Source organism: Rhodobacter sp. SGA-6-6 (genome assembly GCF_011043545.1).
GTDB lineage: Bacteria > Pseudomonadota > Alphaproteobacteria > Rhodobacterales > Rhodobacteraceae > Pseudogemmobacter.
Window position 1 is genome coordinate 87,060 of the sequence record NZ_JAAKGP010000003.1, and the last position, 13,827, is coordinate 100,886.

A 13,827-nucleotide genomic window follows, 5' to 3' on the forward strand; every position below is an offset into this window, starting at 1 on the left:
TTGGGGCTGGCGGAGTCGCGTGGGGCTGGCGTCGGCTGATGGGGGCATTCTGCCCCCAAACCCCCTGAGGATATTTAGGGGCAGGTGAATTTGAAGAAAACCTCTTCTCCATTCACCTGCTGCAAATATCCTCGGGGGGTTTGGGGGGCGAAGCGCTCCCAATCCGACGGCAGCCCCCGCATCCGCCCTCTGGCGCTTTCCTCCCGGGTCGGGCAGGAAGGACGCATGGACACGGCATCCCAAGACAGCATCGCGGCGATCCGCGCCGGAGACCGCCGGGCGCTGGCCCGCGCCATCACCCTGATCGAAAGCCAGCGCCCCGATCACCGGGCGCAGGCGCTGGACCTGCTGTCCGCCCTCGGCCGCGACCGGCAGGCGCTGCGGATCGGGCTGTCCGGCACCCCCGGCGTCGGCAAGTCCACCTTCATCGAGGCCTTCGGCATGATGCTGGTCGAGTCCGGCCTGCGCGTCGCCGTCCTTGCCGTCGACCCCTCCTCGGCCCGCTCCGGCGGCTCCATCCTCGGCGACAAGACCCGGATGGAGCGGCTGAGCCGCCACCCTGCCGCCTTCATCCGTCCCTCGCCCAGCCGGGCGCAGATGGGCGGCGTCGCCCGCCGCACCCGCGAGGCGGTCAGCCTCTGCGAGGCCGCGGGCTTCGACGTGATCCTGATCGAGACGGTGGGCGTCGGCCAGTCCGAGACCATGGTCGCGGGCCTCTGCGACCTGTTCCTCCTGCTGATGGCCCCGGCCGGGGGCGACGAGTTGCAGGGCGTCAAGCGCGGCATCATGGAGATGGCCGACATGATCCTGGTCAACAAGGCCGATGGCGAGCTGCTGGCGACGGCCACCCGCACCCAGGCCGATTATGCCGGCGCGCTGCGCCTGCTGCGCCGCCGGCCGCAGGACCCGCAGGGCTTCCCCAAGGCGCTCTGCGTCTCGGCCGCCACCGGGCTCGGGCTCGACAAGGCCTGGGCGGAGATGCGGGCGCTGGCACAATGGCGGCGCGAGCACGGCCATTGGGACGCCCGTCGCGCCGAACAGGCGGCCGAGGCCTTCGGCGAGGAGGTGCGGCAGGGGCTTCTCGCTGTCCTCGACCGCGAGCCCGCCCGCGGCATCATGGAGCGGCTGGCCGCCGCCGTCGCCGCCGGAGAACGCACGCCCGAGGCCGCGGCGGCAGAGATGCTGGGCCTGCTCGGCCGCAGCTAGCGCCTGATTTTTCGGAGAAAAATCGCCGCTAGCGGGTAAAGATCAGCGCCAGCCCGGCCACCGCCATCGCCGCGCCCAGCCAACTGGTGGCGGTCGGTCTTTGCCCGGTGCGCAGCCACAAGAGCGGCAGGATGATCACCGGCGAGGTCGCCGACAGCGTGGCGATGATCCCGGTCTCCGATCCCTGCAGCGCGAACAGGAACAGCGTCATCCCCAGGAACAGGCCGATCAGCGCCGTCGCCGCGGTCAGCGCCACCACCAGCCCGGAGACCTGCGCCGGCCGCCGCGGCGCCCAGGGCGTGGCCGCCACCATCCCCATCGCCAGCCCGCTGGCCCCCACCCGCACCAGCGAGGCCAGCCAGGGGTCCAGCCCCGCCTCCATCACCGGCCGCGCGATCAGCGACCCCGCCGCCTGGCCGAGCGCCGCCAGCAGCCCGCAGGCCAGCCCCGGCAGCAGCGTGCCGGTCAGGCTTTCCAGCCGGTGGGCATTGGCCCGCGGCCGGCCGAGGATCGCCACCGCCACCCCCGCCGCCGTCAGCGCGATGCCCGTCGCCGCCTGCAGGCTCAGCGCCTCGCCCAGGAGCGCCCAGCCCAGCACCGCCGCCATCGGCGCGTTCAGGGCGAAGATCGCCCCCGCCCGCCGCGGCCCCAGCCGCCCGACGGCGGCGAAGTTGAAGGTGTCGCCCAGCAGGATGCCGATCACCCCCGACAGCGCCAGCACCGCCAGCGTCCAAGGGTCCAGCCCCGCCCAGGCCCCGGTCGCCGCCACCACCGCCAGCAGCACCAGCGTCACGAAGCCCTGCCGCCAGAGGTTGAAGTGGAAGGCGCCGAGCGCCCGCACCGCATCGGCGGCGATCAGCCCGGTGGTGGCCCAGCAGGTCGCGGTGGCCAGCGCGGCCAGTTCGTGGATCGGGACGGTCATGCGCTCTCCTTGGGCACGGGTTCCTTCCACGGCGCGGAAGCCGCCGCAAGGGGCTGCATAGCCGCTTGCACCGCCGTCATGGTTCGCGCAGTATCGAACCATGGAGGAAAGCCCCAACATCGCCGCCCTTGCCGCCCAGCTGGCCGACCCGGCCCGCGCCCGGATGCTGCTGGCGCTGATGGGCGGCCGGGCGCTGACCGTGTCGGAACTGGCGCAGGCGGCGGGCCTCGGCAAGGCCGGGGCATCGGCGCAGGCGACACGGTTGCAGGAGGCCGGGCTGCTGGCGGCACGGCGGCAGGGGCGGCACAAATATCTCTGCCTGGCCGGGCCGCATGTGGCGCAACTGGTGGAGGTGCTGATGGCGGCGGCGGCCGGGATGGGCGGGGCGAAGGCCCCGCAGACCGGCCCGCGCGATCCGGCGCTGCGGCAGGCGCGGCTCTGCTACAACCATCTGGCCGGCGCCATGGGGGTGCAGCTCTACCGCAGCCTGTCTTCCCGCGGCTTCCTCGGCCTCGACGGGGACGGGCTGTCGCTGACGACCGAGGGCCGGGCCTTCGCGCTGGACTTCGGGCTGGCGGCGGAGGATCTTGCCCCCGGCCGCGCCCCCCTCTGCCGCGACTGCCTGGACTGGAGCGAGCGGCAGAGCCACCTCGGCGGCCGCCTCGGCCGGCTGCTGCTGGCGCGGATGGAGGCGCGGGGCTGGCTGCGCCGCTCGGCCGGCAGCCGGGCGCTGCTGGTCACACCCGAGGGGCGGCGCGGCTTCGCGCTGGCCTTCCCGGCTGAAGCGGCGGCGGACGCAGCAGCGCGTGGGCCCCTTCCCGCTTGACGGCCCCCCGGATTCCCCTTACACGCCCGCAATCGCATTCGAGGGCCGGGATTCCCCGCCTCTCTTCCGTTTTGACGAATCGAAGGAACACCAGAATGTCGCGCGTCTGCGAACTGACGGGCAAGGGCCCGATGTCCGGCAACACGGTCAGCCACGCCAACAACAAGAGCCGTCGCCGCTTCCTGCCCAACCTGAACGAGGTCACGCTGATCTCGGACACGCTGGGCAAGTCGTTCCAGCTGCGCATCTCGGCGGCCGCGCTGCGCACCGTCGACCACCGCGGCGGCCTGGACGCCTTCCTGGCGAAGTCGAAGGACGACGAGCTGTCGGCCAACGCCCTGAAGATCAAGCGCGAGATCGAGAAGGCCCAGGCCGCGGCCTGATCCTTTCCGCAGCGCATCGCAAGGCCCCGCCGGACGCGACCCGGCGGGGCCTTTCGCTTGCGCGCGTGGAACGCGGCGCGGCGCCGGGGGATCGACGCGGCAGCCGATCGGCTCTAGCCTGCGACCGCCGCCCCGGCAGGAGGAGCCATGTCGAAACCGCCCGCCCCCCGCACCCGCCTGCGCCGGATGCACGAGAAGGCCGCCTGCGACCGCGGGACGCTGCACGCCATTCTCGACGCCATGCCGCTGGCGCATGTGGGCCATCTGGTCGACGGCGCGCCGGTCGTCACCCCCACGCTGCAATGGCGGACCGGGGACCGGATCTACTGGCACGGCTCCTCGGCCAGCCGGATGGTGAAAGCGGCGCTGGCGGCCGAGGTCTGCGTCACCGTCTCCTGCGTGGACGGGATGGTGCTGGCGCGCTCGGGGCTGGAGCATTCGGTGGCCTTCCGCTCGGCGATGGTCTTCGGCCGGGCAACGATGCTGACCGATCCCGAGGCGAAGGCCGAGGCGCTGCGGCAGATGATGGAGCGGCTGTTTCCCGGCCGGTGGGAAAGCCTGCGCCCGATGACGGCGCAGGAGCTGAAGGCGACCGCGGTGCTGTCGCTGCCCTTGGACGAAGCCTCGGCCAAGATCGGCGGGCCGGAGCCGGAGGACCCGCCCGAAGACCCGGCCTGGCCGGTCTGGGCCGGCCACCTGCCGATGGCCACCGCGACCGGCGCGCCCGTCCCCGCCGCCGGCCTTGCCCCCGGGCTGGCGGTGCCGGACTACCTGACGCGGTTCCGCTGGGGCTGACACAGCCTCTGCAACAATGCGTGATCCCGTCGCCCTTCCGCTTCCCATGCGGCGCGGATATGGCTGTTTGCGCAAACAGGAGCCTCCGATGACCCGCACCGAAGCCCGCAAGGCGCGCTTTGCGCTTGCCGCCATGTTCGCCGCCAACGGCGCGCTGATGGGGGCCTGGGCGCCGCAGATCCCGCTTCTGCTGCCGCGCCACGGCATCGGCGAGACGGTGCTCGGCCTCCTGATCCTTGCCCTCGGTCTCGGCGCCATCTCGGCCATGCTCTTCGCCGGACGGCTGATCGCAAGGCACGGCTCGGTCCCGGTGCTGCGCGTCTTCGTCCTGGCCGTCCTGCCGGTGCTGCCGCTGATCGTGCTGGCGCCCTCGCTCTGGACGCTGACGCCGGCCATGGCGGCCTTCGGGGCGCTGGCGGGCAGCATGGACGTGGCGATGAACGCCAATGCGGTGGAGGTGGAACGCCGCCTCGGCCGCGCCATCATGTCCTCCTCGCACGGGTTCTGGAGCCTGGGCGGCTTCGCCGGCGGCACCGCGGGCAGCTGGCTGATCGCCCGGTTCGGCCCCGAGACCCAGGCCTTCGCCGTCGTCCTCGCCGTCGCCCTGTTGGTGCTGGCCGCCCTGCCCTGGCTGCGGGGCGAGCCGCCGCATCCGGTGCAGTCCGACGCCTCTCGCCGTGGATCCGTGATTCCGCGCGATGCGGGGCTGTGGCTCCTCGGGGCGCTGGCGCTGTTCTGCATGGTGCCGGAGGGCGCGGTGCTGGACTGGGCGGCGCTGTTCCTCGGCAAGGAACTGATGGCCGGCCCCTTCGTCGCCGGGCTCGGCTTCGCCTTCTTCTCCGGCGCGATGGCGGCGATGCGCTTCCTGGGCGACGGGGTGCGGAACCGTTTCGGCGCCGCGCGGACCCTGCGCATCTCGGGACTGCTGGGCGCCGCCGGGCTGATGATCGCCGCCGCCGCGCCGCATCCCTATGTCGCGCTGGCGGGCTTCGTCCTGGCCGGCCTCGGCGTCGCCAACATGGTGCCGATCATGTTCTCGGCCGCCGGCAACTACCCCGGCCATGCCTCGGGCACCGCGATCTCCACCGTCACCATGGTCGGCTATGCCGGCATCCTGATCGCGCCCTCCTCCATCGGCTGGGTGGCCGAGCATATCGGCTACCGCCCGACCTATGCCGCGCTGTCGGGGCTGCTGCTGATCGTCGCCGCCAATGCCTCGCGCACCGCCATGGCGGATGAACTGCGGCGGGTCGAGGCCTGAAGCCCTACGCCGCGACGCCCATGAAATCCGCCTTGCCAAGCTCCACGCCGTTGTGGCGCAGGATGTTGTAGGCGGTGGTCATGTGGAAGAAGAACTGCGGCATGGCGTAGAGCGTCAGGTAGTCGCGCCCCGCCATCTGCATCTCGCGCCCGCCGGCCGGGAAGGTGACGATGCGTTCGTCGGCGCCCTCGTAGGCCGCGGGCTCGAAGCCGGCGATGTAGTCGCGGGCGGCCTGGATGCGGGCCTGCAGCTCGGCGAAGGTGGCTTCGCTGTCGGGGAAGGACCGGGGCGGCACCCCCGCCAGCCGGGCGCTGCCGCGGGCGGCGAAGTCGCAGGCCAGCTGCACCTGCACGGTAAAGGGGAACATGTCGGGGAAGAGCCGGAACTGCAGGATCGCGTCCGGGGTGATCTTCTTCGACTCGCAATGCGCCTCGGCCCGGGTGAGGAGGCCGGAGAGCGCGGCAAGGAAGCGGTCGAAGGTCAGGACGGCGAGGGAATACATCATGGCAGGCTCCGGTGTCTGTTCGCGCCGGCATGGTGCCGGATCGGCCGCCGGGCGCAAGGGCGAAACGGCGGAGGGGCGGGACCGGCGATCCAGCCAGCCGGGCGGGATGAGGCGAGGCACTGCCTCGCCCCCGCCCGTGCGAACGGGTTCAACCGGAGACATTGGTCACACTAAACCGGAGAGGCCAGCGCCCGCCCGGGCGGGCGAGAAGCGCCCGCCGGGGGGCGGGCGGGCGCTGGCCGGGCCATTGAGGCCCGGCCGGTCTTGGTCGAACCGTTGCGCTGTGGCGAAGGCGATGGCCTTCGCCATGGAGAGGGCGGCGCGGCGGTGAACCCCGCCCTACGGGCGGATGGGCGGAGCCTACCCCGCCATCCCGCCCTGCCTCACACGCCCAGACACCAGCGCATCACCGCCTTCTGCGCGTGCAGCCGGTTCTCGGCCTCGTCGAAGATCACCGAATGCGGGCCGTCCATCACCGCGCTGGTCGCCTCGTCGTTGCGATGCGCCGGCAGGCAATGCATGAAGAGGGCATCGGGCTTCGCCCGGCTCATTAGCGCCTCGTTGACCTGATAGGGCCGCAGCTGGTTGTGGCGGCGTTCCTTGGCCGACTCGGGGTCGTGCATGGAAACCCAGGTGTCCGTCACCACCAGGTCCGCCCCTTCGACCGCAGTGAAGGGGTCGCGCTGGATCGTCACCTTCGACCCCTTCTCCCGCGCGAAGGCGACGAACTTGTCCTCGGGGTCCAGCGTCTCCGGCCCGGTGAAGGTGAAGTCGAAGCCGAACTGCCCGGCGGCGTGCAGGAAGCTGGCCGCGACGTTGTTGCCGTCGCCGCACCACACCACCTTGCGGCCCCCGATCGGGCCGCGGTGTTCCTCGTAGGTCATCACGTCGGCCATGATCTGGCAGGGGTGGGTGCGGTTGGTCAGCCCGTTGATCACCGGCACGGTGGCGTGCTCGGCCATCTCCAGCAGCGTCGCCTCCTCGAAGGTGCGGATCATGATCAGGTCGACATAGCGGCTCAGCACCCGCGCCGTGTCGGCGATGGTCTCGCCATGGCCGAGCTGCATCTCCTTGCCCGACAGCACCATGGTCTCGCCGCCCATCTGCCGCACGCCGACGTCGAAGCTGACACGGGTGCGGGTCGAGGGCTTCTCGAAGATCAGCGCGACCATGCGGCCCTTCAGCGGCTGCTCGTCGTCGGGCGCCCCCCGCGGGCGGCCGTTGCGGGCGGTCTTCATGCTGCGGGCGGCGTCGATCATGCCCCTCAGGTCGGCGGCGTCGGTCTTGTGGATGTCGAGGAAGTGTTTCATGTCGCTTTGCTTTTTGTGGCGGCGGCCGGGGGTTTCACACCCCCGGACCCCCGTGGAGTATTTCGGTCAAGAGGAAGTCATTGGGCCTGTTCAAGGGTCTTCGCGGTTCGGTCCAGACGCGCCAGCGCCTCGGCGATGTCCTCGTCGGGGATGTTGAGCGCGGGCAGCAGCCGCACCACGTTGTCGGCGGCGGCGACGGTCAGGATGCCGGCACCGTAGCCCGCGGCGACGAAATCGGTGTTCGCCGCCCGGCATTTCAGGCCGAGAAGCAGCCCCTCGCCCCGCACCTCCTCCAGCACCGAAGGATGGGCGGCGACCAGCGCCTCCAGCCCCTGGCGGAAGAGCGCGGCCTTGCGCGAGACCTCGGCCAGGAAGGCGGGGTCGGAAACGATCTCCACCACCTTCGCCCCCACCGCGCAGCCGAGCGGATTGCCGCCGTAGGTGGAGCCGTGGCTGCCCACGGTCATCCCCTTCGCCGCCCGCTCGGTCGCCAGCACCGCCCCCAGCGGGAAGCCGCCGCCGATGCCCTTGGCCACCATCATGATGTCCGGCGAGACCCCCGACCATTCGCAGGCGAACAACCGGCCGGTGCGGCCCATGCCGCATTGCACCTCGTCGAAGATCAAGAGGGTGCCGGTCTCGTCGCAGAGCTGGCGCAACAGCTTCAGGAAAGCGTCGCTCGCCGGGCGGATGCCGCCTTCGCCCTGCACCGGCTCGATCATCACCGCGCAGGTCTCCGCGGTGATCGCAGCGCGGAGGGCCGCCTCGTCGCCCCAAGGCAACTGGCTGAACCCGGGCATCAGCGGGCCGAAGCCCTTGACCATCTTCTCCGCCCCCGAGGCGGCGATGGCGCCGGTGGAGCGGCCGTGGAAGGCGCCCTCGAAGGCGAGGATGGCGGTCCGTCCGGGCTGGCCGTTCTCGTAATGGAAGCGGCGCGCCATCTTGATCGCCAGTTCCGCCGCCTCGGTGCCGGAATTGGTGAAGAAGACGGTGTCGGCAAAGGTCTTCTCGACCAGAAGCGCCGCCAGCCGTTCCTGCTCGGGGATGGTGTAGACGTTGGAGACGTGCCAAAGCCTGCTGGCCTGCTCCGTCAGCACCTGCACCAGTTCCCGCGGGGCGTGGCCGAGCGCGTTGACCGCGATGCCGGAGCCGAGGTCGAGGAAGCGTCGCCCGTCCGTCGCGGTCAGCCAGCAGCCCTGCCCGGTCTGGAAGGCGAGCGGCGCACGGTTGTAGGTCGGCAGGACGGGAGCGATCATCGAGAAACCCCTTGGAACGGAAGCCCTAGCCGTAAGGCCGGGCGATTGCAGCTGTCAATCTCTGGGAAACGCGCAAGAAGCGGCCGCGCAAGCCGGACCAGCCGATTATCGGCGTCGGATAGCGGCGATATGGCAAGCGCTGGTCATCCCCGCCCCTTAGCGCAAGCCTTGCCGCAAGGGAAGGGGATTCCTTGCGGCCGATCTCCCGGGGACACGCGGCGGATGCGCGCCGCGCGGGGATATTTGGAGCAGGTGAAAGGAAAGAAGAGGTCTTCCCGATTTCACCCGCCCCCAAATATCCCCGCCGGAGGCACGTCCGAGCCGGTTGCGCGGAACGCGCAGAGGCGAGACGAAAGGCTTGCGGCGAAGCCGCGCAATGCGTCGACGGCTGGCATCGGGCGCTGCGGCTTGCGATAAGGCGGCATGGCCGATCTGCCCGTCACCCAAGTCCTGCCCGCCTTGCGGGCCGCCCTGCGGCAGCGGGGCATGGCGGTGTTGCAGGCGCCGCCCGGGGCGGGGAAGACCACGCTGGTGCCCTTGGACCTGCTGGACTCGGGCCTCTTCCCCGGCCGGATCGTGATGCTGGAGCCGCGGCGGCTGGCGGCGCGGGCGGCGGCCGAGCGGATGGCGGAGACCCTGGGCGAGGCGGTCGGCCAGAGGGTCGGCTACCGCATTCGCGGCGAGGCGAAGGTCTCGGCGGCGACGCGGGTGGAGGTGGTGACCGAGGGTATCCTGACCCGGATGATCCAGTCGGATGCCGAACTGCCTGGCGTCTCCTGCGTCATCTTCGACGAGTTCCACGAGCGGTCCCTGCAGGCCGACCTCGGCCTGGCGCTGGCGCTGGAGGTGCGCGGCGCGATCCGGCCGGACCTCGCGCTTCTGGTGATGTCGGCCACGCTGGATGCGGCGCCGGTGGCGGCGCTGATGGGCGATGCGCCGATGATCACCGCCGAGGGCCGGGCCTTTCCGGTGGAGACGCGCTGGCTGCCGCGGCCGCCGGATGCCAGCCTGCGGTTCGAGGCGGCGATGGCGGGGCTGATCCGGCAGGCGGTGGAGGAGACGGCCGAGGGCGGCCTCCTCGCCTTTCTGCCCGGGGAGGGCGAGATCCGGCGGGTGGAGGCGATGCTGCGGGACCTGCCGGGCTGCGCGGTGCGGCCGCTGTTCGGCGCCATGGACTTCGCGGCGCAAAGGGCGGCGCTGGCGCCGGCAGAGGGGCGCAAGATCGTGCTGGCGACCTCGATCGCCGAGACCTCGCTGACGCTGCCGGACATCCGCGTGGTGGTCGACGGCGGCAAGGCGCGGCGGGCGCGGTTCGATCCGGCCTCCGGCATGTCGCGGCTGGTCACCGAACGGGTGACGCGGGCCGAGGCCGAGCAGCGCCGCGGCCGGGCGGGACGGGTGGCGGAAGGGATCTGCTACCGGCTCTGGACCCGCGGCGAGGAGGGCGGGTTGGCCGCCTTCCCGCCGCCGGAGATCGCCGCCGCCGACCTCGCGCCGCTGGCGCTGGAACTGGCGCAATGGGGATCGGAGGACCTGCCCTTCCTGACCTCGCCCGCGCCCGGCCCTCTGGCCGAGGCGAGGGCGCTGCTGGCCGGGCTGGGGGCGCTGGACGAGAGCGGCCGGATCACCGCCCACGGCCGCGCGTTGGCGGCGCTGCCGCTGCATCCGCGGATCGCCCATATGCTGGCGGTGGCCGGGCCGGAGGCGGCGGTGCTGGCCGCGTTGCTGGAGGAGCGCGATCCGCTGCGGGGCGCGCCGCCGGACCTGCTGCTGCGGCTGAAGGCCATCGACCGCCCGCCCGCCGAGGCGCATCGGCCGACCATCGAGCGGATTCGGGCCGAGGCGAAGCGGCTGGCCCGGGCGGTGCCGAAGGGGGAGCGGCCGGACCTTTCCCCGGCGCAGCGGGCGGCGCTGGCCTATCCCGACCGGATCGGGCTGCGGCGCAAAGGCGATGCGCCGCGCTACCTGCTGTCGGGCGGCAAGGGGGCGGCGCTGCCGGCAGGCTCGGCGCTGGCCGCGGCACGTCTGATCGTGGCGACCGACCTCGACGGCGATCCGCGCGAGGCGGCGGTGCGGCAGGCGGTCGCGTTGCCAGAGGCGGAGTTCCGGGCGCTGTTCGCCGACCACATCCATTGGCGCGACAGCGTGGAATGGAACCGGCGCGAGGGCCGGGTGGCGGCGCGGCGGCAGGAGGTCTTCGGCGCGCTGGTGCTGGACGACCGACCCTGGCCGCAGGCGCCGGAGGAGGCGCTGGCCCGCGCGGCGCTGGAAGGGCTGCGGCAGATCGGCCTGCCCTGGCTGCCCGCCGCCCGCCGCTTCCGCGCCCGGATGGCGCTGGCACGGGGCGAGGGCTGGCCGGAGGTCTCGGACGCCGCGCTGCTGGAGACGGCGGAGGACTGGCTGCTGCCCTATCTGGCCAAGGCGAGGGGCGAGGCCGACCTGCGGGCGCTGGACCTGACGCCGGCGCTGAAAGGGATGCTGTCCTGGGAGCAGCAGGCGGCGCTGGAGCGGCTGGCCCCGGCCGGCTTCGCCACGCCGCTGGGGCGCATGGTGCCCATCGACTACGACGGCGACCATCCGGGCATCGAGGTGCGGTTGCAGGAGATGTTCGGGGTGACCGAGCATCCGAAGGTCGGCGCACATCGCCTGCCGCTCAGGGTGACGCTGCTGTCGCCGGCGCAGCGCCCGGTGCAGGTCACGCTGGACCTGCCGGGCTTCTGGGCGACATCCTACGCCGATGTGCGCAAGGACATGCGCGGGCAATATCCCCGCCACCCCTGGCCCGAGGACCCGACCGTCGCCGAGCCGACGCTGCGGGCGAAGCCACGGGGGACCTGAGGTCTCAGCCGGCGCAATAGGCCTCGGCCATGGAGCCGAATTCCTTGTAGCGGTCCCAGAAGGCGTCGTCGGCCGGGCGCTGCGAAATCCAGACCGCATGGGCGGCGTCGGGGTCCTTGAAGAACTTCGCCGCGCGGCGCTGGTCGTTGCGGGTCAGCACCATGTCGGCGACCTGCTGGATGCAGCCGCAGAGCGGCCGGCTGGCGCTGTCCCGGCCCGAGCGCAGGCAGGCGGATTCGATCGGGCCTGCCAGAGCGGCGGAAGAGAGGAGGGGAAGCACAAGGGGGACGACAAGGGCGGCAAGGCCGGCCCGCTGCACAGGTTTCATCATCATCTGCCTCATTGCCGGTGACGGGGTCTCCCTCCGCCAGCGATCGTTTTTCTGGGAACAATTCTGGCAAAATGCAGCGATTCTTTCAATGCTGCAGCGCAGATAGGCAGCGGTCCGCCGAATATTCCCATGTCTTGGCGCGGCAGGGGGAACCGGCCACCAGATGCTGCGTTCCGGGCGGTTTTCCGCGCAAGGCGCGGCTTCTCGGGCGGAGGGCGATCCCCCGCGGTTGTCGCCGAAGGGCGGGGCCCCAGCGGCGGCTGATTCGCGGGGCGTCGCCGGGCAGAGCGGCGGTGGGGCGGAACCCCGACCCGGATCGGCCCGGCCGGCCCTTCATGGCCCCTTCCCGGCCCTTCGGCTTCCGGCTATATCCCCCGCCCATGACCGAGCTTTCGCTGATCCGCAACTTCTCCATCGTGGCGCATATCGACCACGGCAAATCCACCCTGGCCGACCGGCTCATCCAGATGACCGGGACGGTGGCCGAGCGCGACATGAAGGCGCAGCTCCTGGACTCGATGGATATCGAGCGGGAACGCGGCATCACCATCAAGGCCAACACGGTGCGGATCGAATATCCGGCGAAGGACGGCAAGACCTATGTCCTGAACCTGATCGACACCCCCGGCCACGTCGACTTCGCCTATGAGGTGTCGCGGTCGATGCGGGCGGTCGAAGGCTCGCTGCTGGTCGTCGATGCCTCGCAGGGGGTGGAGGCGCAGACGCTGGCCAATGTCTACCAGGCGCTGGACGCGGGGCACGAGATCGTGCCGGTCCTGAACAAGATCGACCTGCCGGCGGCCGACCCCGACCGGGTGAAGGAGAACATCGAGGACGTGATCGGTCTCGACGCCTCCGACGCCATCCCGATCAGCGCCAAGACCGGCCTCGGCATCCCCGACGTGCTGGAGGCCATCGTCACCCGCCTGCCCGCGCCGAAGGGCGACCGCGACGCCCCGCTGAAGGCGATGCTGGTGGACAGCTGGTATGACGCCTACCTCGGCGTCGTGGTGATGATCCGCATCATCGACGGCGTGGTGAGGAAGGGCGACCGCATCCGCATGATCGCCACCGGCGCCACCTATGGCATCGACAAGCTGGCGGTGCTGAAGCCGCAGATGCAGGACATCGCCGAACTGGGGCCGGGCGAGATCGGCGTCTTCACCGCCTCGATCAAGCAGGTCCGCGACACCCGCGTCGGCGACACCATCACCCACGAGCGCAAGCCCTGCGCCGAGGCGCTGCCGGGCTTCAAGCCTTCGGTCCCGGTGGTGTTCTGCGGCCTCTTCCCGGTGGATGCGGCCGATTTCGAGGCCCTGCGTGACGCCATCGAGAAGCTGGCGCTGAACGACGCCAGCTTCACCTTCGAGATGGAGACCTCTGCCGCCCTGGGCTTCGGCTTCCGCATGGGCTTCCTCGGCCTTTTGCACCTGGAAGTGGTGCGCGACCGGCTGGAGCGGGAATACGACCTCGACCTGATCACCACCGCGCCTTCGGTGGTGTTCAAGCTCTACATGAAGGACGGCGAGGTGCGCGACCTGCACAACCCCGCCGACATGCCCGACCTCACTTACGTCGACCATATCGAGGAGCCGCGGATCAAGGCCACGATCATGGTGCCCGACGAATACCTCGGCGACATCCTGAAGCTGTGCCAGGACCGCCGCGGCATCCAGCTGAACCTGACCTATGCCGGCAACCGGGCGATGGTGGAATACGACCTGCCGCTGGCCGAGGTGGTGTTCGACTTCTACGACCGGCTGAAATCGGTGACCAAGGGCTATGCCTCGTTCGACTACCAGATTTCCGAGTATCGCGAGGACAATCTGGTCAAGATGTCGATCCTGGTGAACGACGAACCGGTGGATGCGCTGTCGATGATGGTCCACCGCGACCGCGCCGAGACCCGCGGCCGGGTGATGGTGGAGAAGCTGAAGGAACTGATCCCCCGCCACATGTTCAAGATCCCGGTGCAGGCGGCCATCGGCGGCCGGGTGATCGCCCGCGAAACCATCTCGGCCATGCGCAAGGACGTGACGGCCAAGTGCTACGGCGGCGACGCGACGCGGAAGCGCAAGCTCTTGGACAAGCAGAAAGAGGGCAAGAAGAAGATGCGCCAGTTCGGGAAGGTGGAAATCCCGCAGGAGGCGTTCATCAATGCGTTGAAGATGGACAGCTGACGGCAGGGTGTGCT

The 13,827-nt window shown here is 71.1% G+C and carries 12 protein-coding genes; 7 read left to right on the forward strand and 5 right to left on the reverse strand.

The window, feature by feature from the left end:
• The first annotated feature begins 225 nt into the window (after positions 1 to 225).
• A complete protein-coding gene (gene meaB / locus G5B31_RS06820) occupies positions 226 to 1,206 on the forward strand; it encodes a methylmalonyl Co-A mutase-associated GTPase MeaB (RefSeq protein WP_165015117.1) in 981 nt (326 codons plus the stop codon).
• Between the two features lie 28 nt (positions 1,207 to 1,234).
• Here meaB and G5B31_RS06825 read toward each other — a convergent pair whose 3' ends face one another.
• Positions 1,235 to 2,128 (reverse strand): DMT family transporter, encoded by an 894-nt coding sequence (locus G5B31_RS06825; protein WP_165015120.1) that lies wholly within the window; start codon positions 2,126 to 2,128, stop codon positions 1,235 to 1,237.
• Between the two features lie 100 nt (positions 2,129 to 2,228).
• Between G5B31_RS06825 and G5B31_RS06830 the strand changes: the two genes are divergently transcribed.
• From G5B31_RS06830 to G5B31_RS06845, 4 genes are all read left to right on the forward strand, one after another.
• Positions 2,229 to 2,954, forward strand: a complete 726-nt coding sequence (locus G5B31_RS06830; RefSeq protein WP_165015123.1) for a helix-turn-helix transcriptional regulator — start codon at positions 2,229 to 2,231, stop codon at positions 2,952 to 2,954.
• Between the two features lie 95 nt (positions 2,955 to 3,049).
• On the forward strand, positions 3,050 to 3,337 hold the full coding sequence (gene rpmB, locus G5B31_RS06835; protein ID WP_165015126.1) for a 50S ribosomal protein L28: 288 nt from the start codon (positions 3,050 to 3,052) through the stop codon (positions 3,335 to 3,337).
• Between the two features lie 147 nt (positions 3,338 to 3,484).
• The gene (locus tag G5B31_RS06840; RefSeq protein WP_165015129.1) at positions 3,485 to 4,132 is read left to right on the forward strand and encodes a pyridoxamine 5'-phosphate oxidase family protein; all 648 of its coding nucleotides are present in this window, start codon (positions 3,485 to 3,487) and stop codon (positions 4,130 to 4,132) included.
• Positions 4,133 to 4,220: 88 nt separating this feature from the next.
• Positions 4,221 to 5,393, forward strand: coding sequence for an MFS transporter (locus tag G5B31_RS06845; protein WP_165015132.1), 1,173 nt, complete (start codon positions 4,221 to 4,223; stop codon positions 5,391 to 5,393).
• Positions 5,394 to 5,397: 4 nt separating this feature from the next.
• Here the strand turns inward: G5B31_RS06845 and G5B31_RS06850 are convergent, their stop codons facing one another.
• The 3 genes from G5B31_RS06850 to G5B31_RS06860 form a co-directional block, all read right to left on the reverse strand.
• Positions 5,398 to 5,898 carry a DUF1993 family protein gene (locus G5B31_RS06850; RefSeq protein ID WP_165015135.1) on the reverse strand — a complete coding sequence of 167 codons (501 nt, stop codon included), beginning with the start codon at positions 5,896 to 5,898 and terminating at the stop codon, positions 5,398 to 5,400.
• Between the two features lie 383 nt (positions 5,899 to 6,281).
• Complete coding sequence (gene argF / locus G5B31_RS06855; RefSeq protein ID WP_165015138.1) at positions 6,282 to 7,208, reverse strand: ornithine carbamoyltransferase; 927 nt, start codon at positions 7,206 to 7,208, stop codon at positions 6,282 to 6,284.
• Positions 7,209 to 7,285: 77 nt separating this feature from the next.
• Entirely contained in the window at positions 7,286 to 8,464 is a 1,179-nt protein-coding gene (locus tag G5B31_RS06860) for an aspartate aminotransferase family protein (RefSeq protein WP_165015141.1), read from the reverse strand.
• Positions 8,465 to 8,887: 423 nt separating this feature from the next.
• Between G5B31_RS06860 and hrpB the strand changes: the two genes are divergently transcribed.
• Positions 8,888 to 11,302 carry an ATP-dependent helicase HrpB gene (hrpB, locus tag G5B31_RS06865; protein WP_165015144.1) on the forward strand — a complete coding sequence of 805 codons (2,415 nt, stop codon included), beginning with the start codon at positions 8,888 to 8,890 and terminating at the stop codon, positions 11,300 to 11,302.
• Positions 11,303 to 11,306: 4 nt separating this feature from the next.
• On the opposite strand, the gene G5B31_RS06870 is transcribed toward hrpB, so the two are convergent.
• Entirely contained in the window at positions 11,307 to 11,633 is a 327-nt protein-coding gene (locus G5B31_RS06870) for a hypothetical protein (protein ID WP_165016263.1), read from the reverse strand.
• Between the two features lie 380 nt (positions 11,634 to 12,013).
• Between G5B31_RS06870 and lepA the strand changes: the two genes are divergently transcribed.
• Complete coding sequence (lepA, locus tag G5B31_RS06875; RefSeq protein WP_165015146.1) at positions 12,014 to 13,813, forward strand: translation elongation factor 4; 1,800 nt, start codon at positions 12,014 to 12,016, stop codon at positions 13,811 to 13,813.
• Positions 13,814 to 13,827 lie beyond the last annotated feature (14 nt).